Source organism: Bradyrhizobium sp. NAS96.2 (genome assembly GCF_001908235.1).
Taxonomy (GTDB): domain Bacteria; phylum Pseudomonadota; class Alphaproteobacteria; order Rhizobiales; family Xanthobacteraceae; genus Bradyrhizobium.
In genome coordinates this window covers 1-24374 of the sequence record NZ_LGHK01000119.1, presented here as the reverse complement: position 1 = coordinate 24374, position 24374 = coordinate 1, and the positions used below count along the sequence as shown (strand labels likewise).

At 61.5% G+C, this 24374-nt stretch carries 22 protein-coding genes and 2 pseudogenes; 12 read left to right on the top strand and 12 right to left on the bottom strand.

The genetic code is table 11. The features are described 5' to 3' along the window. Positions 1-83 precede the first annotated feature (83 nt). The 4 genes and pseudogenes from AC628_RS24835 to AC628_RS24820 all read left to right on the top strand — a co-directional run bounded on the left by AC628_RS24835 (position 84) and on the right by AC628_RS24820 (position 2034). Positions 84-903, top strand: a pseudogene (locus tag AC628_RS24835) (IS5 family transposase). Positions 904-1001: 98 nt separating this feature from the next. Beyond that, on the top strand, positions 1002-1205 hold the full coding sequence (locus AC628_RS24830; RefSeq protein ID WP_074129430.1) for a hypothetical protein: 204 nt from the start codon (positions 1002-1004) through the stop codon (positions 1203-1205). Positions 1206-1226: 21 nt separating this feature from the next. Continuing rightward, positions 1227-1442: a hypothetical protein gene (locus AC628_RS24825; protein ID WP_074129429.1), complete on the top strand. Its 216-nt coding sequence runs from the start codon at positions 1227-1229 to the stop codon at positions 1440-1442. A gap of 283 nt (positions 1443-1725) precedes the next feature. Beyond that, a complete protein-coding gene (locus tag AC628_RS24820; protein WP_074129428.1) occupies positions 1726-2034 on the top strand; it encodes a DUF1330 domain-containing protein in 309 nt (102 codons plus the stop codon). Positions 2035-3119: 1085 nt separating this feature from the next. Here AC628_RS24820 and AC628_RS24815 read toward each other — a convergent pair. Then, positions 3120-3368, bottom strand: coding sequence for a DUF6894 family protein (locus AC628_RS24815; protein ID WP_050420980.1), 249 nt, complete (start codon positions 3366-3368; stop codon positions 3120-3122). Between the two features lie 943 nt (positions 3369-4311). On the opposite strand from AC628_RS24815, the gene AC628_RS24810 reads away from it, so the two are divergent. After that, positions 4312-4647, top strand: a complete 336-nt coding sequence (locus tag AC628_RS24810) for a hypothetical protein (RefSeq protein ID WP_074129427.1) — start codon at positions 4312-4314, stop codon at positions 4645-4647. A 1439-nt stretch (positions 4648-6086) separates the two neighbouring features. On the opposite strand, the gene tnpC is transcribed toward AC628_RS24810, so the two are convergent. The 3 genes from tnpC to tnpA all read right to left on the bottom strand — a co-directional run bounded on the left by tnpC (position 6087) and on the right by tnpA (position 8486). Further along, positions 6087-7658, bottom strand: coding sequence for an IS66 family transposase (tnpC, locus tag AC628_RS24800; protein ID WP_074129425.1), 1572 nt, complete (start codon positions 7656-7658; stop codon positions 6087-6089). A gap of 73 nt (positions 7659-7731) precedes the next feature. Then, positions 7732-8079 (bottom strand): IS66 family insertion sequence element accessory protein TnpB, encoded by a 348-nt coding sequence (tnpB, locus tag AC628_RS45485; RefSeq protein ID WP_074129424.1) that lies wholly within the window; start codon positions 8077-8079, stop codon positions 7732-7734. Further along, a complete protein-coding gene (tnpA, locus tag AC628_RS45480; RefSeq protein WP_074129423.1) occupies positions 8076-8486 on the bottom strand; it encodes an IS66-like element accessory protein TnpA in 411 nt (136 codons plus the stop codon). The genes tnpB and tnpA overlap by 4 nt, the downstream gene beginning before the upstream one ends. A 1637-nt stretch (positions 8487-10123) precedes the next feature. On the opposite strand from tnpA, the gene AC628_RS24785 reads away from it, so the two are divergent. Next, positions 10124-10354: a hypothetical protein gene (locus AC628_RS24785; protein WP_128970691.1), complete on the top strand. Its 231-nt coding sequence runs from the start codon at positions 10124-10126 to the stop codon at positions 10352-10354. A gap of 301 nt (positions 10355-10655) precedes the next feature. Here AC628_RS24785 and AC628_RS24780 read toward each other — a convergent pair whose 3' ends face one another. After that, positions 10656-11666 (bottom strand): PAS domain S-box protein, encoded by a 1011-nt coding sequence (locus AC628_RS24780; RefSeq protein ID WP_245321300.1) that lies wholly within the window; start codon positions 11664-11666, stop codon positions 10656-10658. Positions 11667-11985: 319 nt separating this feature from the next. On the opposite strand from AC628_RS24780, the gene AC628_RS24775 reads away from it, so the two are divergent. Continuing rightward, positions 11986-12219: a hypothetical protein gene (locus tag AC628_RS24775; protein WP_074129421.1), complete on the top strand. Its 234-nt coding sequence runs from the start codon at positions 11986-11988 to the stop codon at positions 12217-12219. 318 nt (positions 12220-12537) lie between these two features. Here the strand turns inward: AC628_RS24775 and AC628_RS24770 are convergent, their stop codons facing one another. From AC628_RS24770 to AC628_RS24760, 3 genes are all read right to left on the bottom strand, one after another. Then, positions 12538-12666: a DUF2934 domain-containing protein gene (locus tag AC628_RS24770; RefSeq protein ID WP_245321299.1), complete on the bottom strand. Its 129-nt coding sequence runs from the start codon at positions 12664-12666 to the stop codon at positions 12538-12540. Next, a complete protein-coding gene (locus AC628_RS24765; protein ID WP_050420887.1) occupies positions 12663-12872 on the bottom strand; it encodes a hypothetical protein in 210 nt (69 codons plus the stop codon). Before AC628_RS24765 ends, AC628_RS24770 begins: the two co-directional genes overlap by 4 nt. 100 nt (positions 12873-12972) lie before the next feature. Beyond that, positions 12973-13173: a hypothetical protein gene (locus AC628_RS24760; RefSeq protein WP_074129432.1), complete on the bottom strand. Its 201-nt coding sequence runs from the start codon at positions 13171-13173 to the stop codon at positions 12973-12975. Between the two features lie 1331 nt (positions 13174-14504). Between AC628_RS24760 and AC628_RS24745 the strand changes: the two genes are divergently transcribed. The 3 genes and pseudogenes from AC628_RS24745 to AC628_RS45475 all read left to right on the top strand — a co-directional run. Beyond that, positions 14505-14660, top strand: a complete 156-nt coding sequence (locus AC628_RS24745) for a DUF3309 domain-containing protein (RefSeq protein WP_074129420.1) — start codon at positions 14505-14507, stop codon at positions 14658-14660. Between the two features lie 530 nt (positions 14661-15190). After that, positions 15191-15391 carry a hypothetical protein gene (locus tag AC628_RS46190; RefSeq protein WP_502689766.1) on the top strand — a complete coding sequence of 67 codons (201 nt, stop codon included), beginning with the start codon at positions 15191-15193 and terminating at the stop codon, positions 15389-15391. 21 nt (positions 15392-15412) lie between these two features. Next, positions 15413-15954: pseudogene (locus AC628_RS45475) on the top strand (vWA domain-containing protein); the annotation flags it as partial. Between the two features lie 218 nt (positions 15955-16172). Here AC628_RS45475 and AC628_RS24730 read toward each other — a convergent pair. Further along, positions 16173-17789 carry an alpha-amylase family glycosyl hydrolase gene (locus AC628_RS24730; protein WP_074129417.1) on the bottom strand — a complete coding sequence of 539 codons (1617 nt, stop codon included), beginning with the start codon at positions 17787-17789 and terminating at the stop codon, positions 16173-16175. 96 nt (positions 17790-17885) lie between these two features. Next, complete coding sequence (locus AC628_RS24725; RefSeq protein WP_074129416.1) at positions 17886-18698, bottom strand: RMD1 family protein; 813 nt, start codon at positions 18696-18698, stop codon at positions 17886-17888. 175 nt (positions 18699-18873) lie between these two features. On the opposite strand from AC628_RS24725, the gene AC628_RS24720 reads away from it, so the two are divergent. Continuing rightward, positions 18874-19542 (top strand): MBL fold metallo-hydrolase, encoded by a 669-nt coding sequence (locus AC628_RS24720; RefSeq protein WP_074129415.1) that lies wholly within the window; start codon positions 18874-18876, stop codon positions 19540-19542. A 20-nt stretch (positions 19543-19562) separates the two neighbouring features. Here the strand turns inward: AC628_RS24720 and AC628_RS24715 are convergent, their stop codons facing one another. Together AC628_RS24715 and AC628_RS24710 are read right to left on the bottom strand one after the other, a co-directional pair. Further along, complete coding sequence (locus AC628_RS24715; RefSeq protein ID WP_074129431.1) at positions 19563-20768, bottom strand: extracellular catalytic domain type 1 short-chain-length polyhydroxyalkanoate depolymerase; 1206 nt, start codon at positions 20766-20768, stop codon at positions 19563-19565. A 219-nt stretch (positions 20769-20987) separates the two neighbouring features. Further along, on the bottom strand, positions 20988-22394 hold the full coding sequence (locus AC628_RS24710; protein ID WP_074129414.1) for an MFS transporter: 1407 nt from the start codon (positions 22392-22394) through the stop codon (positions 20988-20990). A gap of 298 nt (positions 22395-22692) precedes the next feature. Between AC628_RS24710 and AC628_RS24705 the strand changes: the two genes are divergently transcribed. Next, entirely contained in the window at positions 22693-23934 is a 1242-nt protein-coding gene (locus tag AC628_RS24705; protein WP_074129412.1) for an LLM class flavin-dependent oxidoreductase, read from the top strand. Positions 23935-24374 lie beyond the last annotated feature (440 nt).

The following is a 24374-nucleotide window of genomic DNA, read 5'->3' as shown; positions in this document are numbered from 1 at the left end:
GTGCCTGCTACGACAAGGCGCAGAGCTATAATCGCGCCTTCCTCCAACAAGCCCGGACGCGCGTCACATGGACATAAGGAAAAATGTGCCGAAGGCGAGCAAGCCGAAGGATGCCACGACTACGCAAGCGACATGACCGATGCGGAGTGGCGGCTGATCGCTCGGAAGCTGCCGCCTCGGCGTCGATTAGGCCGCCCGCGCAAAGTTGATCTGCGCAAGGTGGTCGAGGCAATCTTGTTCATTCTGTCCACCGGCTGCCAATGGCGGGCTTTGCCGCGCGAGTTCCCGCCATATTCGACCGTGCGGGGCTATTTTTACGCTTGGCGCGACACGCGCCGATGGCACAGGATCGTCAGGGCTCTTGTCCGACAGGCGCGGCGCAAGCTCGGCCGCAAGCCGACACCGACGGCGGCCGTCATCGACAGCCAGAGTGCCCCGACAACACAAGCGGGCGGCCCACGCGGCTTCGATCCGGGCAAACGGGTGCATGGGCGCAAGCGGCACATTGTTACCGATACCAACGGCCTCCTGCTGGCCGTTCACGTCCATCCCGCCAACGTTCAGGATGTTCATGGTGCAGTGCCCTTGCTTGAACGCCTGCGAGATCGCCTTCCAAAGTTGCGACATGTCTTTGCTGATCGCGTTTATCGCGGAAAACAGCTCGTTGACGCACTCTCTCATTGCGGGCCGTGGACCATCGAAATCGTCCAGCGCCCGCCGGGTGTCAAAGGCCTCCAGCTTCTGCCACGGCGCTGGGTCGTCGAGCGCACCTTCGCCTGGTTCGGCAGGTGCAGGCGCCTCGCCAAGGACTTCGAAGGTTCAGCCTCAACTGAAGTCGCCTGGCTTCTCGTCGCCCATATCAGGCTCTTGACCCGACGCCTCGCCAGGCCCTCAAAATGCTGAGCTCTTTTTGAGTCAGACTCTAAGAACAAAAGAGCCTCGTAGGATCAAACAACAGTCCCAAGCGTTGAATAGGTCGAGCCCGAAGAGGAGGTTCGGCAATGGTCAACATTCGAGAGCGGACGAGATCGCCCGTAGGCGCGGAAAGAGAAGCCCGCAAGGTGTTCCGAGAGGCGGAAGCGAAGGAAGCCTTGACTGATTACGCCAAAGCACAAAAAGCATTCCACGAAAACAGAGAAAGGCTGAAGGCCGAGCGCTTGGCCCGGGAAGCCAAGAGTGGAGCGCGTCCGGTCGGAAAGCGTTAGGGAAGGCGCACGAATTAGACAATGTACAAAGACGCGATCATGGACGAGCTGCGACAAGTCGAGCTCGATGTGGTTGAAGGCGAAAGGCGTCTTGCGGACCTGGAGGCGTTTTTGTTCGAATTGAAGCGGCGGAAAGAAGACACTACGAGGGCGCAAGCCGAACTGGAGGCGATGCGCAAAATTCAGCTCGACCGCGAGCAGCACCGTCAACGACTGCTTTCGCTTCTGCATCCGTAGTGCACAAGGATTTGCCGATGACCCCACGAGAACGCCGCGATATGCCCTGGATCGTTGCGGCTGCCGTTTTGGCCTTCGCCTTAGCGGTCGTGGCGGGAGGACTTACGTATTTCCGTTAGTGACGTGGACTCATTAAGGCGCAGCCATAGCCTGATTGACGCGAGTTGAACGAAGGCTAGGTAGTTGGCAGCGAGCCTGGCGTAACGCGTCGCGGCACCGCAGAGCAATTTGACCCGCCAGTGGCCCCTTTTGATTTTGAGAATGCAAAGATGAGGAGGACAAAATGCCGAAGGGGTATTGGATCGGGCGCATCGATGTGATCAAACCCGAGTACACCAAAGCCTACGGCCCCGCCCTCGCGGCCGTGCTCCGCAAATACGACGCGAAATTCAAGGTGCGCGGCGGCACCTTCGAGGCGGTGGAAGGCAAGGCGCGCGACCGCAATATCGTGATCGAGTTCAAGGACTACGAAACCGCGCTCGCCTGCTACCGCTCACCCGAATACACCAAGGCGAGGGCACTGCGCGCGGGCCCCGTAGACATCGACATCATCGTAATCGAAGGCTACGACGGGCCGCAGCCGACGGACTGATCGCGCCGAGGGTGCCACCCACCTGAGGCCACCTTGATTGGCACGCTGCTCGCCGGATGGACTGTGGATGACCTGCCCGCGTTGCTACGACACACGTTGGGTCTGCGCGGCCCATCCCGAACGGCCTTGGGAAGGAGGTCCACGCTGCCCATTTTTTGGAACAATTGTCCACTTTGTAACTTAAGGATTCCACTCAAGACGCATCGAGAATGCAAGTGGACCAGCCTACTCAAGAGCAGCAATCAACGCCGGCCGGAGCAATGAGATGGCAGTTGCGCTGTCCCAAGTGCTCCGACATCCCCCAAGTCGTTCGCAGCTTCCTTGATCCGGCCGCCGGGAAAACCGTGCGCCTGATGGAATGCAAATGCGGCGAACTTATCTGGAGTGGCGGGTCGTAAGCTGAAAAATACGAAACGCTCCAGATTTTTCCATGCAATGCCGAGGCATTTTTTCGACATCCACTATCTGGAACACAGCCAGGCGAAGTGGGAGAAATCCACAAAGACGATGAACGGAAGTCCATCAGCCCATCAGCCCATCAGCAGCCACCCGATACTTGCTATGAGCGCGACGAACGACAACCCGGCAAAGCCAAAAAAGCCGTAATCCACTGCGTCCCAGTGATCCTGTCCGAACATGGACGGTCTCCCCTCGGATAACCGGCCCCAGTGCCCCGGGGGAGAGCACTGAGGCCGATAGGTTAGTCCCACTCCTCGTCGTACCGAATCTTAAACTGCGATAATTGTGAATTGTTCCACGAACGAAAATGCCCCAGCGTTGGGGAAAACGCTGGGGCCATGGGCCTTCCACTCACAATGTCCGAATGCGGCTCGGGGGCTGATGAGTGCCGCATTCGGATGTCAGACGAACAAGCTTTCGGCGATGTTTGTTCCTAGCAGCCATAGAAACGGCCCCAGCACCTCTGGGGGCGTAGGGCCTGTGCTAGGGCCATAATTGATCCGCCGATTTTATCTTTTGAGGCCGGCAGGCTCGATACTTCGCCCCTCTCTGAGCCCCACGCAATAGCGCGCTTGCAACACTGTCCTAGTTCCAGCGAGAGTGTCCAAACTGGGCAGAACTCAGAGTTAGCGCTTCCTGTCCCGGCTGACCTCAAACAGGAAGCGAACGGCCATCAGCGGGCCAGCTTCGTCGCGGACACCGATTTCCATCTGTTCGATCCCGCTGCGGATGACCGAGGACGCGGCATCCCGAGCCATACTTCCTAAAGCTCGCCCGGCTTCATTCTGCGCGGCCTCAAAATCTCGGAGTTCCATGCCTTCCTCGTCGACTGTAATTCCGTGGCTATCTTTGAGGTCGAAATAGTATCTGGGCATCAGACACTCGCTCTTTCCATTTCCGAAAAGCCCAAAGCAAAAAGGCGGGGGTACGTTCCGAGTGGCCTGTTTTGAATGGCGAGTGGCTTATCTCGACCAAACTAGAAGATCAGATCCGATGCACTAGGAGGACAAGGCGGCGCCGGCCAGTATTGGGCAAGGCTTGGAGTACGCTACGTTCGTGAGACTGACGAAGCCGTGGCAAATCACAAAGAGGCCGACGCCGGTTCGGCATATATCAGCGGTCGATCCGACCCAACCCGCTGTAGTTAACTGCAAGGCTATGCTGTGCCCTTTGGGCGCGCTCGAAGGCCCTTTTTTCTGCTTCGCATCTATGTCGATAGTTAGCTGTCATCTGTTCGATGAGGCAATGCCGCTCCGCAATCAATATGCGGGACTGAACGACTGCCTCAGCGGCGCGCTTCTCTAAGACTTCCCATGGATCGAGGCGGTCCACGGCGACTCAACTAGTTAAGAGCTCTCTGCCACAACGCACCGTGCACGTTGCCGCGAGGTGATAATCTTGCGATGACTATTTCGGCGCCGAGATCAGCGCAGGCGGCGCCGCTGCGCTCGCCTTGAAACCGGTCCGGAACGCTGATGCCGGGCCGCGTAGTGCATGTTCCGCAGGAAGGAGAACTGCCCTTGCACCGAGATCACGGATTGCGGATTGGAGACGTCCATTCGCGGCGTTGACGACAATCACTAGGCGCTGGAAAAGGCCGAGGCGTTCGCACGGGAGCATACGGGCATGAAATGATATTCATCTGCAACCGTCCCTACTCCAACCCGAGCAAGCCGCCCGTCTAGAGCCGGTTCAGGACGGCCAGATCTCCGTCGAGGCGGCGGCCGCTAAATATTGCTGCGGCGCGCCGGTGGTCCATTCGGAACCGTTCCTTCACGCCGGCGTTTGCCGGCAGGCTCGAATACGGGGACCGCTCTCATGAAATGGATTCTGGTTGTATTGGTTGGTGGTGTAGCACCAGTTCAAACTGATCTCGTATTTGAGAAGCTTTCGGATTGCCTGACCGCTGAGGAGCAATTGCAGCAGACCTATGCGAGCGCCTACGCAGCTCTGAGCCAACGCTCCGTGATGGAAGACGACCGTTTCGAGAGGCACCGTAGCCGCCGCTACCGCCGGGAGGGCGCGAACGGAAAACTTGCGAATGCCGGGACCTGCATTCCGCACGCGGGGACGGATAAGCCAATCACCTCTCTAGACACGGCGCCGGGGTCTCAGGCGCCGACACCCGCACCTTCGCCAAGTCCAAAACCATAGTATGTGCGATGCGGTCCTAAGAGATAGCGAAGTCGGCCGAAGCAGTCGCTCTCGGCATGGGCTGAGCGGATGTCCTCGAGCCGTTCGCGTATATGAAGGACATACTGTATTCCGCCTTATGCTGTGCTGGGGTCAGTTGACTGGTCGGCCACGAACCCGACGAACCATTCTTAGTGGGGCCGCTTGCGATTGCCATTTTTTCCTAAAAACGTGCGGCATGCGAGGAACCATCGAGGGGACGGAAGCATCTAATTGACGCTTCTGGTCAGCAAGAGCCCCCCGACTGCCAGAAGAAAACCCGTAGCACCCGGGTTGGCGGCCCCCAGGTTGGGGCCGCTTGCTGGGCTGATTTTTACAGATGGTGATTGCAATGGAACTTATGGGACGCCCGATGCGAGGCCGGTTTCTCGTTCGAAGAGGAAGCACTGATTGGATGGTCTACGACAGCGAACTCAAAGGTCCAGCTCAAATACGGAAAGACGGTCCCTTCGCAGAGAAGCTGACCAAAGAACAAGCTGAGAATTTAGCGGAGTTGCTGTCGAACCAGCGAACTGAGATCGGCAAAAGGCGCTCCTGATATCCAGAAATGGCCCCAGCGCGGTCAACCGCGCCGAGGCCGAGTGCCATGATTACCTTCACACCAAAACCAGTGCTCAGCCGTTTGGTTCCTTGGAGCATAACCAACAGAGAAACAGCCAGCACCTTGGAGGTGGTGCTGAGGCCGATTCCATTCCGCGGTCGCCGAGCCGCCGCTGTCGCTAATTGGGCGAGCCCCCGGGCCTAAAAAGGATGTCCTTAAATGAAATCGCCCTGCCCGGTGCCGGGATGATCGAATCAAAGCTGAGCCAGTCAATTAACCTAAGTGAATAGATCGGCCGATTCACATTTGTGATTTCAAGAAGCCGCCGAGGAACGCGTACGCGAGGTCATCTGGGAGGTCGACGCGCTGGACCTGCCGATGGTGCGCATTGGGCCCTGATCCATGAGAAGCTGAAACTCCGCCACGGCGAGGTGTTCGACTACATCGTCGACGATCCGGCGTTCTTCGGCGCTAAGCCGGTATCAGACGGGGGACAGGCGTAGGAGCGGGCACTCGAACGAAACCGCGCGTGGAGTTGCGTTAGGATGACCCCAGACACAGTCCATATCGTCGCTGGATTTGTCTCGATCGCGATTACCATCCTGCTGCTGATAATCGTTTTCGGTGTGTAAAACGGCCCAAAGAAACGGCTCCAGTCTGACGGCGCTGGAGCCGCTCAAGTCTGGGAAGAAACGCCGATGGCCTCGGGCCGGACCACGCGCAGAAACCAAGCCAGGCCACGTGGCGTCGTTCCTAACGAGTGGCGGTCTCGTGCTGATTGCTAGCGATGGCGCGGATCGTCCGTACGCATCCGGCGAAGGCCCCGGTCCGGACCGTTTTGGCGGAAGGCTGATTGAGCTTAAGCGGCGTGAGCGACGCTTTGAGGCTGCCAATTCCAAGGCAGCAGTTCGTCAATGCGCTTGGCAGGGTGATCCGGTAGGCGCGCCAGCATGTCGGCAAGCCAAGCCTGCGGATCGATGTCATTGAGTTTTGCCGTGGCGACGAGGCTGTAGATGGCAGCCGCACGCCGACCGCCCTCATCGGAGCCGGCGAAGGTCCAATTTTTTCGTCCCACGGCGACCGCCCGGAGCTCACGCTCAGCAGCATTGTTCGTCATGCAAAGCCGTCCGTCATCAAGGAAGCGGCTAAATGCATCCCAGCGGCTGAGGCAGTAATTGATCGCTTTGGTCGTGTCGTTGTTCCTGGAGAGCTTGGCGCGCTGCTCGCGCAACCACGCCTCCAGCTCGACGATCAGGTGGCGGCTACGTTCCTGGCGCACACGCAGGCGCTCCTGCGGAGCAAGACCGTTGATCTCACGTTCGATGGCGAACAGGACATCGATGCGCTTGACCGCCTCGGCCGCGATCGGCGCCTTGGTGAGCCGTGCCAGGTCAAAGAACTTGCGTCTGCCGTGCGCCCAGCACGCAGCCTCGATAATGGGGCCGCCCTTGCGATTGGCCTCGTAGAGCTTGCCAAAGCCGGCGTAGGCGTCGGCCTGCATCAGTCCGGCATAGCCCGCCAGATGCTGCTCCGGATGCGCACCGCCACGATCGGGCGAGTAGAAGAACACAGCCGCTGGCGGATCTGGGCCGGCAAACGGACGGTCGTCGCGCACGTAGGTCCAGAGCCGGCCGGTCCGGGTCTTGCCCTTGGCGAGGACCGGCATCGTGGTGTCATCTGCGTGGATGCGCTCGGCTGCGAAGACGTGGCTCCGGATCGCATCGACCAAAGGCATCAGGGTTGCCGCGGAGGCGCCTACCCAGTCCGCGAGCGTCGATACGTCGAGATCGATACCTTCACGCTGGTAGACCTCGCTCTGACGATGAAGCGGCAGGTGCAGGCCGTACTTGGCGAACAGGACATGGGCCAGCAGCTTGGGTCCTGCACGACCGCGCGCAATCGGATGCGAGGGAGCTCGCGGCTGGGTGATCGCTTCGCAGGCCCGGCAGACGAGCTTCTCGCGCACGTGCTGGATCACCTTCCACTGGCGCGGAACGAGCTCCAGCGTCTCGGTCACGTCCTCGCCAATCTTGCGCAATCGGCTATCGCCGCAGCATGGGCAGATGGCAGGCACCGGATAGACAATGCGCTCCCGCGGCAATTGCTCCGGCAGGGGCCGGCGGGCTGGCTTGCGACGCTCGAACGATGGCACCGCAATCTTCTCGGCTGCCATCTGCGCCGCGGTCTCGGTTTGTGCGGCGTTCTCCTCCAGATCGGCGAGCTGTAGCTCGAGTTGGTCCAGCAATGCGCCTCGCTCGGAGGACTGTCCGAACTGCTCATGCCGGAGCTTCTTGATCGTGAGCTTGAGCTTCTCGATCAGCAAAGTCCCCGCCTGGGCCTCAGCTTCCGCGGCCAAACGGGCCGCTCGCTCGGCGCGCAGCATCGCCTGCAGCGTGGTCACATCGTCGGGAAGAGAATCATCAGCGCCCATCGCCGACCAGAGAATCACAAGACGCAATCTCTGTCCGAACCGCTGATCCTGCCACCGATTCAAATCCCAGCGATCAGCCCGCCGCCTGCGGTCGCCAGGTATGCTGCGGCATCCGCCAGTCGATGCCCTCCAGCAGGTAGCCAAGCTGGGCTGGGGTGATTGTCACTACGCCATCAGCCGACGACGGCCGCAAGAAGCGGCCGCGCTCCAGCCGCTTGGCGTAGAGCGACATGCCCAGTCCATCGTGCCAAAGGATCTTGATCAGCTTGCCGCTTTTGCCACGGAACACATAGAGGTCGCCGCCGTGCGGGTCTCGCTTGAAGGCTTCCTGCACCAGCAAGCCCAGCGAGTTCATGCCGCGACGCATATCGGTGTGGCCGGTCGCAATCCACACCCGCACGCCCGACGCAATGGGGATCACCGCAAGCGCCCATCTGCCAGCGCCGCCACGGCGGCCTTCAGCGTCGCCGCGTCGACTGAACCCGTGATCCGCATCCGAGCCCCGGTCGCAAACTCGATCTCGATCGACCCGCCGCTGCTGGCCGGCGCGACTGGACCAGGCGTCGGCCCTGATTCCGCGACCACTATCGCTGGTACGAAGGCAGGTTGATCGGCGGCATCGTTCGGCTCCGGCCGAAACGAGCGTCGCCATCGCAGCAGCAACGACCGCGAAACCCCATACCGCCGCGCTGTAGCCGCGACCTGGCGCGGCGCCCGTAAGCTCTCCAGGACGATCTTGAGCTTCTCATCCTCGGACCAGCGCCGCCGCCGGCCCGTGTCCACCACCTCAAGCCGTTCGACTTGGGCACTGCGCCTATCACTGTCCATAAGGACAGTTCTCAACAACACGCCTCATTCGACAAGGCGGCCTCCACCGGACGGATACGATCGTCCTGCTTAAGCAAGGTCCTCACTCGTTTCCGTTCTTCGGTCATTGTCGGGAGGCGAAAGGCCAAGGCCGCGGGCGCGGTCGAAAATGGAGTTAAGAGGACGCTTCAGCACAACTGCGATGCGGTTCGCGCTGACTCGGGCAGCGACCATAGATTTCAGGCGTTCGATTTCTTCAGGTGCCCATCTTTTCCGGCGCATCCGTTTCAATCATTTGCCGATCGATCGCGAAGATCAACTGTCCGATGATCCACCGGGACAGGCGACGCTGGACGAATACTAAGCCGGCCTCCAGTACGCGAAAGATCACTGCTGGCTAGAGTACCACGAGAGCGGGACGTTCGTGCGGGATGCTGCCGGTCAGCAAAGACCTGTTTGCGTAATCCCTTCGAGCTACCCACTCAGCGATGCTGTTGGGCATGAACCTTCGACCCGCTTCCGCATCCTCATAGCGTCAGGATTTTGCACCTTCCTTCCTGGGGCTAGAGTCAACGCCGACCGCAAGTGTTTTAAGCGGTCGGCGTTCTGTTGCGGACTCGCAAAAAGAAGTCGGCCCCAGCGCCTTAGAAACACGCTGAGGCCACCTTTGTCCCACTCCTCGTTAGAGCGAGACTTCAACCGTGCTGGTCGCCCCTCGTTCCGCAAGGAAAAGGCTCCAGCGAGGGGACTGTGGCTGGAGCCTTCAGATTCAACGGCAAACCGCTGGAGCATCGTAGCCAGCGGGACCGTGCTAGGGCTGAAAAACTAGGAAATGAAAATCACCTGCCCGTTTGGCGATGAAACCCGGAAATATATGTTCCGAACAATAACGCAGGTGAGTTTTGGCGCTTAAGCGTATCACGTTCTGTACCGATTTGTTGCAGCCGGATCGCGCCCGCAGGTCAACAGCCAGATCTCCAGCGGGAGGACATGCCGACCCAATGCCCGACAACGCTCCGAAAGAGAAGACCTGTCCGAAGTGCATGCATTCCGGAAGAGAGGTCCGATTCTTCAAAGCGTGCTCGATCCTAAGCGGGGATGCAGCGTTCGCGTCTGCCCGACCCGGCTCATCTCCGTAGGGGGATCCCGACCGCCGAGGTCGCCACATAGACCGCGGCATACTCGCGCTTCCGCAGAAGATCGCGAACAGGCTTGGTGTAGTCGGCAAGATCGATCATCGGCGCCCATCGAAGCGAGCCGCCTTATGCTGCCATCGTCCTTCATCCAGCCGACGCCGCCAACCGCGGCGCCCACTCCGGCCATCGTGGGGTGCCCGAGCCACGCCGGCCAATCGGCGACGATCTCGGCTGGGCGATCTCTCGAGCGGTTGGCACGATCGGACATGGCTTTCATTGCAGCCGCAAGCCAGCGGCGCATCCTCGGTTGCCCCGCTCCAGACCTGCGAGACGTTCAGTCATCGCATCTTGCTGTCGCCGAGCGCATCTAAGACGACGATCGCACGCCTGATCGCGGCCTTCAGAATGGCGTGCTATTGTTTTGGGGGCATCGGACGACCCCATTTCGCGCTCGGCCGTCAGCCTAGGAACGGCACCGCGCGGTGCGCGTTGACTTTGCGCTGGAAGGCCAGGAGCACTCCGGTGCCCATAACGATGATATGCCCCAAAGACCTTGAGCTCATCGCACTGCGAGAAATCCGCAGCCTGCCCGGCGGAGAATACGTCTGCCATATCGAAATTGAACCGACCGACACGGACTGGACCCTCGTGGCGGTCGTTCGTGATGGCGCCGACAACGACCGCATCCACGAAGCTGCAACAGCCACCACGAACAGGCTGAAGCAGCGATATTTGGTGCGATTCGACTGGTGAGCGCATGCACTGGCGATGGGTCATGAGCCGACGGGCTCCGCAACACCGGTCGCCATCGAGTGCGACTTTGGGCGGCCCTTCAACGACCGCGCGTGTACTTCGCGCAAACACCTGAGGCGCGCGGCCTAGCAACCAAGCGACAGCGCTCTCCTCACGGATGACAGCCTAAGCCGCCGAAGTGTATCGCTCGCCATCTGCTTTCGCGTCAGGTGTGCGGCTTTGCCAGCCCGCAAATCGGCTTAAGCCATGATGAGCTGCCGCAGCGCCAGGTGAGAGCAGGAAACCCCAGTTCGATTGGATTTCATGTCGGAAGGACGATTTCGCAAACGAGCCCCTCCGCGCGCCACTCGAAGAGCACCTTCCCGCCAAGCGGGCTGATCGTTCCTTCGATGAGGCGGCTACCAAATCCCTTGCGCCGGGGCGCAGTTATCCCCGGTCCGCCCAATTCGGTCCAGCGGAGCGTCAACCGTCTATCCTCGGTCTGCGACCACGCCAATTCTATCCGTCCACTCGCGATAGATAGCGCTCCATATTTTGTGGCATTGGTAGCGAGTTCATGCAGAACCACCGCAATCGCCTGCGCAGCGGCTGGCTCTAACATGGTTTGCAAACCGTCCATCACAATCCGCTTCTCGCCGCCCTCTTCGAGATAAGGAGCAAACTCTTGCTTGGCGATCGCCGAGACTTCGGCTCCTATCCACCGCGTCTCAACAAACAGCGAATGAACATTTGCCATCGCTTGGATGCGCCCGCTGATTACTTCCTTCAGACCCTCGACGGTATCGGATTGAGAAAGATTGATGATTGCCTGTACGTTTGAGAGGATGTTCTTGCTTCGGTGCTCCGCTTCGCGCGCCAAAATGCTAATATGCTCCTGATTGCGTTTCTGCTGGGTGATATCTCTGGCGATCTTTGATGCGCCGACTATGTTGCCGTGGGCATCTTTGACAGGAGAAACAGTCAGCGAAACGACAATTGAGCTGCCATCCCGACGGCGCCGGACCGTCTCAAAATGGTCGATGCGCTCACCTCGTCGGATGCGGGTTAGAATCTCCAGTTCTTCGCTGAGCCGGTCCTCCGGGATCACGAGGGTAATGGGCTGCCCAATCGCCTCGGTTGCCGCATATCCGAAGATGCGCTCGGCCGCCTTATTCCAGCTTGTAATGATGCCATCCAGATTCTTGCTGATAATCACATCGTCGCTGGTCTCAACTATGGAGGCCAGCAGATTGGCCAAGCGCTCGGCGCGGTCCAGAGGCCGCTCGTTGACAAGAGGCTGGGGTTGAAGTCCCGACTTGTTTTTAGATGCCAAGAGAACCCCCAAAGGATGCTTGCACTGCCGTTGGTGCCCTAATCATAGCACCAAACATACAGGCCGCGATGGCTCGGGTGACAGCTCCGGTTTAGACACAGTTGGCGCTTCCGGTCTGCGCCCAACTTCGGGCAAGTCCGTGCGGCGAGCATCTGCGGTGAGGCCGCAACTAGGGAATATCCGGCAGGCGCTCTGGACATTTGTCAAAACATCAAGGCTTTCGAATCGTTAAGGATTTCTGTGCGAGGAGCCTAGCTCGGCTAAGTACATTTATCTTGAAGATGATAGCAACCAGCGTCGGGCCTCCGAATTGGACGGCATGGCAGAGTCGTTCGGCAACAAGTTCACGGTCGTCGAAGTGTCTGCAGACGACACAAGGGTGACGCAAATCTGGATTGCGCGCGCCAAGCCGCGTCAAGCGATTACGTTGATACTCGCTTCCGTTCCGGAAGGTTGGACTGCCGAAGTTCTGGATATCAGCGTGACGTCAGAGCAGCAGAAAATGTTCGAAGAACTCAATCTTCAGCCTGGAGACGTGCACAAGATCAGCTGACCGGATAAAGTCGCTGAGCGATGGGGGTTCAAGTTGTTGAATGGTTTGATGGAGGAGCGGATGGCGTCTCGGGCGCAAGCTGCTAATGCCTGTTCGGTGCCTCGCTGTCCACCACGTGGCCAACATCAGGCGCCTCGATGCCCGCGTCAAGCTCGTCCGACCGATTGCAAGCGCAGGGCATGCCGGCGCCGCATCGGCATCCGCCGGGGTCGGCAGTCCAGGCCAGGTTCGGATGGTTTTCGCACACCCAGCCGAGACCATGGCAAACGGGGCAGTTGGGGTGATCACAGCGTGTCGGGGGTCCGCAGCGGCGAGGACTTATCCTCGTTCAATAGCTCCTGCTCGGCCAAGTGCCAAAAACTCTTGGTCTCGTCCTTCCGGTTTTCCCGCTTTCTCCCATAGCTCGTAGGCGGGGGCGGCAACGGCCTCGTCAATGCGTTTGCTCATGCGGCCTCTCGCCTGGTCGCCCGATAGAAGTCGATGGCGCGGTTCGCCAACATCAGCTTGCGTCGTTCCCCAGCGAGAGCCATTCGGCCAACAATACTCACAAGAAATTGGCTGGTCTCGTAGCCGTTGATGATCTCGCCAGAGCGTTCGAGGAAATCCCAAGCGATCTGCACAGACTCTTCCACGAGGATATGTACTTCACTCATGAGTTTAGAACGCGGCTTAAAAGGCGCCGTTCCTAAAACAAAGGGCCCCCGCCGGATACGGAGGCCCTGAGGACCTGGAGGGAGGAGATTCCTCCAAGCCCTATTTCGGCGACTGTAGTCCCGGTGAACTCATCCACTCATCAAGGTGGGCTGCCGTGTCAGCCTGCCGGGCCTTCTTCACGAGTTGGTCTCGCTCAGCGCTTGGCGGCATCTGACTGGCTTGTTCACGGATATCGGCCGCGAACTTCCTGAGCCGCTCCTGAAGCGTTTCTGTTTGTTTGAACCGACGCCGTTTCTTCATGGCGTGCTCCCTGCTTGTGTATGGCGGGAGCGCCGTGATGGGCGTTCTCATCACCGGAAGTTACCTTTGGCCGCACGGTGATGGATAAAACGTAATATCGGAATACGATACTTTCTACAACGTATGTTACATTCTTGAAATTCCCTTGAACGAGCTCGCGCTCAGCAAGCCCTCGGACGTTATGTCGCGGTATTCGATTTCCGCTGTAAAAACAGGCTCAACCACGTTGCCTTCGATTTCCTGAGCGGCTTACTCAATTTGCTCTTTGGACTAACTATGCTGTCTAGTGCTTTGCGGATTTTGCTGGATGTCGTTCGATTCCAGCCCGTCCCGACCTTGCCCATGTAGACCAGGTTATGCGCAGCAAGTGTACCGGTGGAGCCTGTGCCCTCAAGGCGACGCTACTTCCTTGCCTCGTTGTCTGCGTGATGCTGTAGAATCAGACGCTTTTGGCCACGCGACGCCGTGTTCGGGGTGGTTCCCGCGTTTGACGGTACGCCCCGATCGGCTATGATCACTTGGCGGTCCGGCTGGCGCTGCAGGATCCGATATCCTTCGGTGTCCTGAATAGACGATGCGGCCTCCCTCCCCGCCCGCTCCCGGCCCCACATCGATGATCCAGTCGCTCTCGGCAGCTAGCGACATGTCGTGCTCCACGTTGCGCATAGAGAGGAACTTGCCAGCCGGGACGTGGAGAAGGCCGCAAACGCCAAACTGAACACGTTGGCGCTGCGCAAGGGCGTCAATGCCAAGGGATCGGCTTGAGACGGTCACCCGAGCGGCCTAGCGGCTCCGCGGAACGCAGGGGCGGCGGTTCGTCCTGCTCGACCCCGAAGCGCACGCTGCGCCGGACGAACCGGGCCGCAACGAGACCAGCAGCCACGCAACGACGCCCCGATGAACATGCCAGCCACGCTTCTTTCGACCGCCATCCACAACACGGCCGCGAACGTCAGCATGCCGAGCGCGCCGAGGGCGGCGCCCGCTTTGCGCGTGCCTACCCTGACCAACAGTAGCGGAAGGAGAATGAGTTACTCTGTTGCGAGTCGGCAGAATTGGCTTGCGCGACGGCAAACCCAATCGATAGTGAAGGCAATAGCGCTGCCGCATCTATTTCGTATCATGGTCCTGGTGAAATGGACCTCCTTCTTGACGCAGAAGGCGCTTCTGGCCAAGCGGAGCCAATTTCGAAGCGCGGCAGCGATAGCGCGATCGGGGTTGACGACGACGCGCGCCGCACTGCCGGCAAGTTGGCATGATCTCGCAGGGTAGGAACTGCTGCGCTATTCGCTGCGTTAGTTCGCATCACAAATAACGGCGCGAGGCGCGCGATGCTGTCAACGATCCTCATTATCATTTTGATCCTCTTGTTGATTGGAGCATTGCCAACGTGGCCTTACAGCACTGGCTGGGGATACTATCCCGGCGGCGGAGTTGGCTTGATCCTTCTCATCGTGGTCATTTTAGCGCTCGTTGGGCGCATTTGAACATTGGACTGCTGCAAGACCACGCCGCCTTCCCTGAGCCGACGTGGGCCCAGGCATGCCGCTGAACTTTGCGCCGGTTGGCCTTAAGGATCCAGCAATGGCAGCCTCACCTTTGGTCTGATTTAGTCCCGGTCGCGCCGGTGATGGATCATTCCTGCCTTGGACTTCGCCATCGCGTCTGACCTCAGGAGGTCGAAAGCAGGAGCATTAGCGCGGGGCGTCGCGGCAGAGAATTTCCCGCAGAAATGTCCTCCTTGCTGCAATGCACTGGATGTTAATCTCGTTGCTAATTGGCCTCCCCTTTGAACATCCCGAAGCAGGTGCGCTACTAGGCTGCGCCACACGCAGCGAACGGGATCGTTGATGCCGTCCATCAGTTTCTGGTTCGGGGCTCAGCTCAGGCTTCCGGCCGAGCGAGATCAGGGTTTCGACCCGCGCCGGCGCACCAGGCGCGCCGGCTTCTCGGACCCTCGCATCATGCGGCACCCAATCTGTGCGTGATAGCCGCGCTCATCGGGCCACTTGCAGTAATGGTCGAAGCCGAGACCATGATTCTCGTAGTAGTCGACGACATCGAGATGGTCCGCGCAGACCTGGAAACACCAGATCGCCATCGCATCGTCGACGCCGACATCCCAAGCAGTATTGACCGGCAGATCGCGATTGACCGGGGCGTCACATATGCGGCCTGCCTGCTCGGATTCAGCGCATCCCCGGCCTCGTCGCCGTAGATGCCGTGATATTCCTTGCGCTGGCCAAACATCGCGCAGCACGGCAATGGCGAGCATCCCGATCCCGCAGGACGGCGGCCAAATCGTCACCATCGAGACGCCGTTCGACGAGGACATCATCATCCTGCAGCCAGAGATCAACGGCACGGTGATCCCCTACGGCCCGCGCGCGCTGCAGAAGCGCGTGGAATCCAAGACCCGGCAGCTCGCGAGCGTCGCCGCGGCCTCGCCGGCCCGCGCCTCGGAGATGGCGAGCCTCATCAACAAGCGCGCCAAGGTGACCTCGGAGGCGGTGACCGGAGACGGCGACCTCGTTGCGGGCCGCAACGATCGCCAAGGTCAAGGAGGAGGACCTGCCCGACAATCTCCGCGCCATGAAGCCAGAGGCTCGCAGCGCCGAGATCGACAAGCAGATCACCCAGCGCAAGGCGCTGAACGAGAAGCTCGCCGCGCTGGTCGCCAAGCGCGACAAATATGTCGCCGAGCACCGCAAGAGCGCGCCGAAGGCGTCATCGTTCGATCGCGTGGTCGAGGACACGTTGAAGGCGCAGATCAAGCGGTAGGGAGTGGCTGTGCTCTATGGCTTCCCTCCCCCGCTTGCGGGGGAGGGTCAGGGTGGGGGCTCAAGCCGCAATGGGATCGGGCATTGTCGGAGGATTCCTTCGTGCTCGGAAAGCCAAGCAGCGTGTTCGCGACTAACCTTCAGTATCCCCGTCGTGGAGACACCCCCACCCCACCCTCCCCCGCAAGCGGGAGAGGGAGCCCGGACGATGTGCTCAGCTCACTCGGTCGCGACATCCATCGGCGGACCGAGGATCACGCCTTCATTGGCGCGCAGGTCGAGGACGCCTTCGATCTTCTCGCCCAGTCGGTCCATGAAGGTCGACAGCAGAACCTCGTTGCTGAAGCCGATCGCGCTGGAGGAGACCGACGCGGGGGCTGCGCCGAAATTCAGCGCGATCACGGCAACACCTTCGGCGGCGCGGCGCCGGAACAGCAGCACATCGCCATGCGCCGCCACAGGCTCATAGCTGCCACGGACGAGTTGCGGCAGCTTCCGCCGCAGCGCGATCAGCGCCTTGTAGAGGTTGAGGATCGAGGTCCGCTCCGCCTCGAGGCTTGCGACGTTGTCGCTTGCGAAATCCTGCGCGAGCGGCAGCCACGGTGTGGCCGTCGAGAAGCCGGCATAAGGCTCAGCGCTCCATTGCATCGGCGTGCGGCAACCGTCGCGGCCGACGCCGATACCAGGCACGTTCTTCTCGAAGGGATCGCGCACCTCGCTAGGGGCGATCGCAACCTGATGCATGCCGATCTCGTCACCGTAATAGAGCGTCGGCGTGCCGCGCAGCGTCAGCAGCAGCATCGCAGCTACCGGCGCCTGCGCCGGCCCCACCCGGCTCGCCACCCGCGGCCGGTCGTGATTGCCGAGCACCCAGTTCGGCCAGGCGCCCGGCGGCAATGCCCTTTCGTAATCGGCGATGATCTGCTCGACCGAGCGCGCGCTCCACAAGGTCGACAGCAATGCGAAATTGAACGGCATCTGCGCGCCGCGCAGATCGTTGCCGTAATAGGCCACCAGCCGGTGCAGCGGCAGATAGATCTCGCCGATCAGCACGCGGTTGTCGAAATCCTCGGTGACGCGGCGCATCTCGGTGATGACAGCATGGACTTCGAGCTGGTCGGTCGAATATTGCGTCAGCACCTTCTCGTGCGGTGGCCGACCCTCGCGGTAGTGCGGGTTGGGCGGATTGTCGCGGAATTCGGCATCCTTGATCAAGTGCCAGATCACGTCGACACGAAAGCCGTCGACGCCCTTGCGCAGCCAGACGCGCATCACGTCATAGATCGCGTCCCTGACCTCGCGATTGCGCCAGTTCAGATCCGGCTGCTGCGCAAGGAAGGCGTGATAATAGTATTGGCCGGAAACTTCGTCATAGGCCCAGGCGCTGCCGCCGAATTCCGACAGCCAGTTGTTGGGCGGACCGCCATCGGGCGCCGGATCGCGCCAGATGTACCAGTCGCGCCTGGGGTTATCGCGCGAGCTCTTCGCCTCGATGAACCATGGGTGCTGATCGGATGTGTGGTTCGGCACCAGATCGAGGATCAGCTTGAGGCCGGAATCGTGCGCGGCCGCGACCAGCGCGTCGAAATCCTCCATCGTCCCGAACAGCGGGTCGATGCCGGTGTAATCGGAGATATCGTAACCGAAATCGGCCATCGGCGAGGTGAAGATCGGCGACAGCCAGACCGCGTCGACGCCAAGCCGTGTCAGATAAGGCAGCCGCGCGATGATCCCCCGGAGATCGCCGACGCCATCGCCATCGCTATCCCCGAACGAGCGCGGATAGATCTGATAGAAGATGCCGCGCCGCCACCAGTCCCGCTCGTCCTGATCCATCCGATTCCCCCTCGCTCGTCGCCCCCGTGTCCCCGGGGTTGTCCGCAGTTCAGGGATGACGCACAATTCGGGACAGAAAAATGGCGCTGCAGCGCGTCAGTGGCGGACCGTCGCCAGCTGATAGATGGTGATCAGCACCTCGAACAGGATCAGGAAGACGATGATCAGCTCCAGCCGCAGCGAGCGGCTGGTGTCGATGATATCGGTCAGCACCTGCGCGGTCTCGGCCACGACCGCGAGCTTGCGGTTCAGCGATTCCGCGCGCTCCTTCAATTCGTACTCGTCCTCGAGCCGGGCATAGAGCCGCTCGAGCTGCGGCTTGTCCCAGAGGATGTCGGGCTTCTCCGACACCTCGACCGGTCCGGCCACGCGATGCCGCACCAACAGCGCGTTGCCGATGTGCTTGAGGATCGCAACGCGGCCGCCATTGACACGGCCACCCTTGGCGAGCTCGCGTGCAAGCGGCTCGGTCGTATCGAAGACGGCTCGTACCTCGCGCTCATGCCGCGCCAGCACCACGCTTTTCGCCAGCGCTTCGCCGACCAGGATCAGCCGTTCCGGCGACAGGCTTTGCAGATAGATCGGACCGCCCGGCGGAATCTGGTCTTCCCTTTCAGCGGCGAGCTCGATGATCGCGATCTCCTCCTCGCGCCGCGTGAACAGGCCGGTCATGCGCGACTGCAGGCTGCGCAGGAATTCATCCTCCTCCAACGCATTGAGTCCGATCAGGACGACGACGCCGTAGCGGAACAGGATCGCCACACCATTGTCATTGACGCGAAACGCCAGCGGCGTCGTGGCCAGCACGTCGCCGCGCTCGAGACCGGACGTGTTGATGCGGTCCGCGACGAAGAAGGCGCGGGCGGTGGTCCGGGGTCCGCCGAGCGGTGAGTTGGGAGCCTGGGTCATGAAGTTCCGGACTGCGAGGACTTGACGCGTGATCGAGAGCAACCGCCTACCAGTCGGCTCACGAACTTGTTTTGCTGGAGGTGACCTTATCACGGTCCGTTTTGGGATCACACGCCGGGGCAGGCGCATTTCCCGTGCGTGTTGACGGCATTGCCCGGTAGCCTATGGTGCCTCCATGAACGAGACAACCGACACCAAACCGAAGGCCGGCGCGATCATCGTGCCGGTGACGCTGTTCGAACAGAACTGCACCATCATCTGGCACGAGCCCACCAAGAAGGCCGTGGTGATCGACCCCGGCGGCGACGTGCCGAAGATCCAGGCCGCGATCAAGCAGACCGGCGTGACGGTCGAGAAGATCTGGCTGACTCACGGCCATATCGACCATGTCGGCGGCGCTGCCGATCTGCGCGACGCGTTGCAGGTCAAGATCGAGGGCCCGCACATCGCGGACAAGTATCTGCTCGACAACGTCGTCTCGAGCGGCGAACGCTTCGGCATGACCGGCGTGCGCAACTTCGGCCCGGACCGCTGGCTCGACGAGGGCGATCAGGTTTCGATCGGCGACCTCACCTTCGACATCCTGCACTGCCCCGGCCATTCACCGGGCAGCGTGGTGTTCTTCAACAAGGAGCTGCGCTTCGCCCATGTCGGTGACGTCTTGTTCGCCGGCTCAGTCGGGCGCACCGACCTGCCCGGCGGCAGCCATTCGACACTGATCCAGTCGATCAAGCAGAAGCTGCTGCCGCTCGGCGACGATGTCGGCTTCATCTGCGGCCATGGCGCGGGATCGAGCATCGGCCAGGAGCGGATGACGAACCCGTTCCTGACCGGCGAGATATAACGCCTCGTTCGCGCATCAACTCACGGCTGCTTCATCAGCCCCGCGGCGGTCAGCGCCCGCGTGATGACGCGGCTGACATTGACGCTGTTGCTCCGCGGCTTGCCTTGCTGCTTGGCTTGCTTCTTTCCCGGCCGGCCGCTGCTGCGACCGGTTGCAGGCTCGGGCTTGTCCGCAGGCACCGGTATCGTCATCGAGATCGTGTCGGCGTTCTCGCGCGGCACGCCGGTCGGCGCGATCTGCGGCTGACGGACCTTGTCGGTCAGGCCGAAGAAGCTCGCGATGTGATAGGACGAGGAGATCCCGGCCTCGATCAGGAACGCGCCCTCGACGCCGTAACGCTCGTCATTGCCGGCAAGGCCGAGCGGCGTGCCATGCGCCATGTCGGTGATCGAGTAGGATTCGACCAGCGTCTCGCCGTCGGCATTCCACCACACTTCGCGCGGATGGCCGTCGACGTCGGCCTTCGACATCGCCGCAAGCGGCAGGCCGTGCAGATCGAGCCACTGCCGGACGATCGCATCGGCATTGCCCGGATGCACGGTGCGGTCGGCGCTGCCGTGCCACACCGAGATCCGCGGCCAATCGCCCTTATGCGTCGATGCCTTGCGTGCGAGGTCGCCGAGCTCCGGCGCCGACAATGCGCTTCCCTGCATCATCGCGCCGAGCGCCTCACGCAGATTGCCGGCGACACCGAACGGCAGCCCGGCGATGATGGCGCCGGCCGCAAACACATCCGGATAGGTCGCGAGCATCACGGCCGCCATCGCACCGCCGGCGGAGAGGCCCGTCACGAAGATCCGGCGCGGATCGATCTTGTGCGCGCCGGCGATGTGGCCGACCATCTCCCTGATCGATGCGGCTTCGCCCTGGCCGCGCGCGGTGTCCTCCGGATCGAACCAGTTGAAGCAGGTGTTGGCGTTGTTGGCGGACTGCTGCTCGGGCATCAACAGCGCGAAGCCGTAGTGCTTCGCCAGCGTCGACCAGCCGGCGCCGAGATCGTATGACGCAGCGTTCTGGCCGCAGCCATGCAGCACGACGACGAGCGCGGGCGATCGCGCCAGCTGTTCGGGCACGTATGAGAACATCTTCAGCGCACCGGGATTGGCGCCGAATTCGGTCGTCTCGACAAGCGGCGTCGGCACGGCCGGCGCAAGCGCACCGAGGCCGTTGAACGCGTTCATCTTGGGCAGATGACGCAGAAATTCGATGTTGTTGACCAGCGACAACAGCAACTCCTGAGGTGATTTATTCTTGTGTGTCACCCGATCAGATAATTGCTGCACTGCGAAATGAAAAGGCCGTGTGCTGTCTTTCCCCGCGGAATAGTGAGATTCGGCGTTAACGCGTGATCGGAACCGGCAAAAGTGCGGATCGCTCGAAATAGTTGCCTTAGCACTTTGTTCGAGCATGAACTTTTCGAAATTGACGCACCATCGCCTAGGGATTCATGCGGCGGCGCGGCGCATCCATGACAGAAATGCGGCTGAAATTGATATCGACAGCACAAACAATGCGCATGCCGTAAACAACGCCAGATGTGCTGATCTCGCGCTCTCAACGGCGAAGAAAACCGCGCCGATCGCGGCAACACCGGCCGCATTGCCGATCTGCGTCGTGGTGCCGTACATGCCGGAGCCGGCTCCGGCGCTTGCCGGCTTCACGCTCGACAGCACCGCGCTCGACAGCGGCGCCATCACCAGGCCCTGACCGTAGCCGAAGATCATCAGCACCAGCGCGAGCAGCAGCGCCGACGGCGCCGCGATCGCCTGAACCGTCGCGACCAGCACACCGAGACCAACGATCTGCAGCGCGCAGCCCTCGATCAACACAAAGGCGCCGCGATGCCTGGCGCGGATGCCGCTGTGGCGCGAGGCAATCACGAAGGTCAGCGCCAGCGGCACGAACACCAGCCCGGCTTGCAGCGGCGGAATCTGCAAGCCCTTCTGCATGAACATGGTCATGAGCAGATAGAAGGACAGATTGGCGAAGAAGAAGAAAAACACCGCGACCAGCCCGCGCATGAAGGCGAGATCGGACAGCAGCGACAGGTCGATCAGCGGCATGCCGCCGCGGCGCGCGACGCTGCGCTCGAGCCGCACGAAGGCCGCGATCACGGCGACACCGGCTGCCATCGTCAGCCACACCCACGCCGTCCAGCCGAGATCGTGGCCGAACAGCAGCGGGCCGATCAGGCAGAGCAGGCCTACGAACAGCACGATCGCGCCGGGAATATCGAGCCGCGTTCCGGCGCGGCGCGGCACCGTCGGCATGATCTTCAGCGCCGCCGCGATAATGATGACGCCGAACGGCACGTTGACGAAGAACACCGCGCGCCAGCCGAGACCGGCGAGATCGAGCGTCACCAGCACGCCGCCAAGCATGAAGCCGGCGGCGCCGGCGAGCCCCAGCACGATGCCGTAGATACCGAACGCCCGCGCACGCGCGGCGTCGGAGAACAACAGATGCAGCGTCGCCAGCACCTGCGGCACCATCAGCGCCGCCGTCGCGCCCTGCGCCAGCCGTGCGACGATCAGCTCAGGTCCGGACTGCGCGAGACCGCACCACAGCGACGTCACGGAGAAGCCCGCGACGCCGGCGATGAACACATTCCTGGTGCCGTGGATATCGCCGAGCCGGCCGCCGGTGACCACCAGCGTGGCATAGGCGATCAGATAGATCGCGATCACGGCCTCGATCTGCGCCGGCGTGGCGTGCAGCTCCGCGGCGATCGTCGGGATCGCGACGTTGACGATGAAGGCATCGACACCGAACATGAACTGGGCGGCGACGACGATCGCCAGCACCCACCAGCGGCGGGAGGTCTCCGCGCGCGTCGCAACGATCTGGTGCATGCCCTGTCCTACCCGAAATGACGATACGGCCGACATCAGCAGATCCCGGTCATCCCTTCGATTACCTCGGACGTAAGCGTTGGTTCACGGCCACGTCATCCATGGCCATGACGCATCTGCCCGCGCTGCGCCGCGCAATTTGCGTTGATGCGCTGGGAAACATTCCGGAGGACGGCAATCGCCGCCGATTTGCGCAACAACCATGCGGGCGCCGCAAGCCCGGAGCATTGCCTTGCTTTCGCCCACGCCGTAGGTTGGCGGAAAGCCCCCGATAACAATAAGTTGGAGAGAACGACCAATGGCGCGCCTCAAGTTCGGAGCCTTCCTCGCCCCGCATCACCCGATCGGCGAGCATCCGATGCTGCAATTCCGCCGCGACCTCGATTTCGTCGAACAGCTCGACGCACTGGGTTACGACGAATTCTGGTGCGGCGAGCACCATTCCTCGGGCTGGGAGACCATCGCCTCGCCGGAAATGTTCCTGGCCGCGGCCGGCGAGCGCACCAAGCGCATCAAGCTCGGCACCGGCGTGATCTCGCTGCCCTACCACCACCCTTTCAACGTCGCGCAGCGCATGGTGCAGCTCGACCACATGACCGGCGGCCGCGCCATCTTCGGCTCCGGCCCCGGCGCGCTCGCCTCCGACGCGCATACGCTCGGCATCGACCCGATGACCCAGCGCGACCGCCAGGACGAGGCGATCGCGGTGATCCGCCGCCTGTTCAACGGCGAGCGCGTCACCGCCAAGACCGACTGGTTCGAGATGCACGACGCCGCGCTGCAGATCCTGCCGCTGCAGGAGGACATGCCGTTCGTGGTGGCCTCGCAGATCTCGCCGTCGGGCATGACGCTCGCCGGCAAATACGGCATCGGCATCATCTCGCTGGGCTCGATGTCGACCCAGGGCCTGATGGCGCTGCCGCAGCAATGGCAATTCGCCGAAGACGCCGCCGCCAAGGCCGGCACCACGGTGAGCCGCGCCAACTGGCGCGTGCTGCTGTCCTGGCACATTGCCGAGACCCGCGAACAGGCGCGGCGCGAGGCCGGCGCCGGGCTGCTGCGGTGGCACAACGAGTACAACGTCGGCACCTTGATGCGGCCGGGCCTGACCGCGTTCGCCTCCGCGGATGAAGCGGTCGACAAGACCGCCTTCGTCGAAGGTGCCGCCTCGACCATCGGCACGCCCGATGATCTGATCAAGATGATCAAGAATCTGATCGACGTCTCCGGCGGCGTCGGTTCGATCATCGGCTTCGCCCATGACTGGGCCAACATCGAAAACACCCGCCGCAGCTGGGACCTGGTCGCGCGCTATGTCGTGCCGGAGATCAACGGCCATATCGACGGCCTGCGCAAGTCGCGCCAGTTCCTGGTCGACAACCGCGCCGTGTTCGAGCGCGCCGGCCAGGCCGTGATGGCCAAGATCATGCAGAACGACAAGGCCGCCGCCGCTCTCCAGCATACCGGCACAGGCCGCGTCGCCATCCCGGCCGTGAATGCGCCCGATCTTGCGAAGGAAGCTGCGAAGCAGAAGGTGTGATTTGCGGCTCTTCCCAGGCGAAGAAAGAACGCCAGTTCGCACCACATCCACCGCTGTCGTCCCTGCGAAAGCAGGGACCCATACTCCGCAGCGGGTGTTGTGAAAGACACTCGTCGTTCCAGCGTCGTTCAACAATGACCATTTGTGGTAATGGGTCCCGGCCTTCGCCGGGACGACATCGAGTGTGTGGCGCCGCTTGTGAGTCATACATCCGCGTTCTCGCGACATGAATTGTCCCAGCTTTGCTCTTCGTTCCGCCTTCCTTTCGCAGAGGGTGCAGGGAAAGCCGGGTGCCGATCGCACACATGGGCCCCGAGCAATGGGTAGAAAGCTCGGGGGTAGGACCACAGGTGTAACCGGAAACGACCCGGCTTTCCCTGCGCGATGGGCTACGGCTTACTTCGTGCTCTCCCCGGCGAGACTGGGCTTTGTTGTCACCG

What these genes read in the sequence shown, in the direction of transcription:
- AC628_RS24710 (WP_074129414.1), bottom strand. Translation starts at nt 22,394, where the DNA reads ATGCACCAGATCGTTGCGACGCGCGCGGAGACCTCCCGCCGCTGGTGG.
- AC628_RS24705 (WP_074129412.1), top strand. Translation starts at nt 22,693, where the DNA reads ATGGCGCGCCTCAAGTTCGGAGCCTTCCTCGCCCCGCATCACCCGATC.
- AC628_RS24830 (WP_074129430.1), top strand. Translation starts at nt 1,002, where the DNA reads ATGGTCAACATTCGAGAGCGGACGAGATCGCCCGTAGGCGCGGAAAGA.
- AC628_RS24770 (WP_245321299.1), bottom strand. Translation starts at nt 12,666, where the DNA reads ATGAGCAAACGCATTGACGAGGCCGTTGCCGCCCCCGCCTACGAGCTA.
- AC628_RS24825 (WP_074129429.1), top strand. Translation starts at nt 1,227, where the DNA reads ATGTACAAAGACGCGATCATGGACGAGCTGCGACAAGTCGAGCTCGAT.
- AC628_RS46190 (WP_502689766.1), top strand. Translation starts at nt 15,191, where the DNA reads ATGGTCGAAGCCGAGACCATGATTCTCGTAGTAGTCGACGACATCGAG.
- AC628_RS24730 (WP_074129417.1), bottom strand. Translation starts at nt 17,789, where the DNA reads ATGGATCAGGACGAGCGGGACTGGTGGCGGCGCGGCATCTTCTATCAG.
- AC628_RS24815 (WP_050420980.1), bottom strand. Translation starts at nt 3,368, where the DNA reads ATGCCCAGATACTATTTCGACCTCAAAGATAGCCACGGAATTACAGTC.
- tnpA (WP_074129423.1), bottom strand. Translation starts at nt 8,486, where the DNA reads ATGGACAGTGATAGGCGCAGTGCCCAAGTCGAACGGCTTGAGGTGGTG.
- AC628_RS24775 (WP_074129421.1), top strand. Translation starts at nt 11,986, where the DNA reads ATGGCAGAGTCGTTCGGCAACAAGTTCACGGTCGTCGAAGTGTCTGCA.
- AC628_RS24810 (WP_074129427.1), top strand. Translation starts at nt 4,312, where the DNA reads ATGAAATGGATTCTGGTTGTATTGGTTGGTGGTGTAGCACCAGTTCAA.
- AC628_RS24760 (WP_074129432.1), bottom strand. Translation starts at nt 13,173, where the DNA reads ATGAAGAAACGGCGTCGGTTCAAACAAACAGAAACGCTTCAGGAGCGG.
- AC628_RS24820 (WP_074129428.1), top strand. Translation starts at nt 1,726, where the DNA reads ATGCCGAAGGGGTATTGGATCGGGCGCATCGATGTGATCAAACCCGAG.
- AC628_RS24720 (WP_074129415.1), top strand. Translation starts at nt 18,874, where the DNA reads ATGAACGAGACAACCGACACCAAACCGAAGGCCGGCGCGATCATCGTG.
- AC628_RS24725 (WP_074129416.1), bottom strand. Translation starts at nt 18,698, where the DNA reads ATGACCCAGGCTCCCAACTCACCGCTCGGCGGACCCCGGACCACCGCC.
- AC628_RS24745 (WP_074129420.1), top strand. Translation starts at nt 14,505, where the DNA reads ATGCTGTCAACGATCCTCATTATCATTTTGATCCTCTTGTTGATTGGA.
- AC628_RS24765 (WP_050420887.1), bottom strand. Translation starts at nt 12,872, where the DNA reads ATGAGTGAAGTACATATCCTCGTGGAAGAGTCTGTGCAGATCGCTTGG.
- tnpC (WP_074129425.1), bottom strand. Translation starts at nt 7,658, where the DNA reads ATGGGCGCTGATGATTCTCTTCCCGACGATGTGACCACGCTGCAGGCG.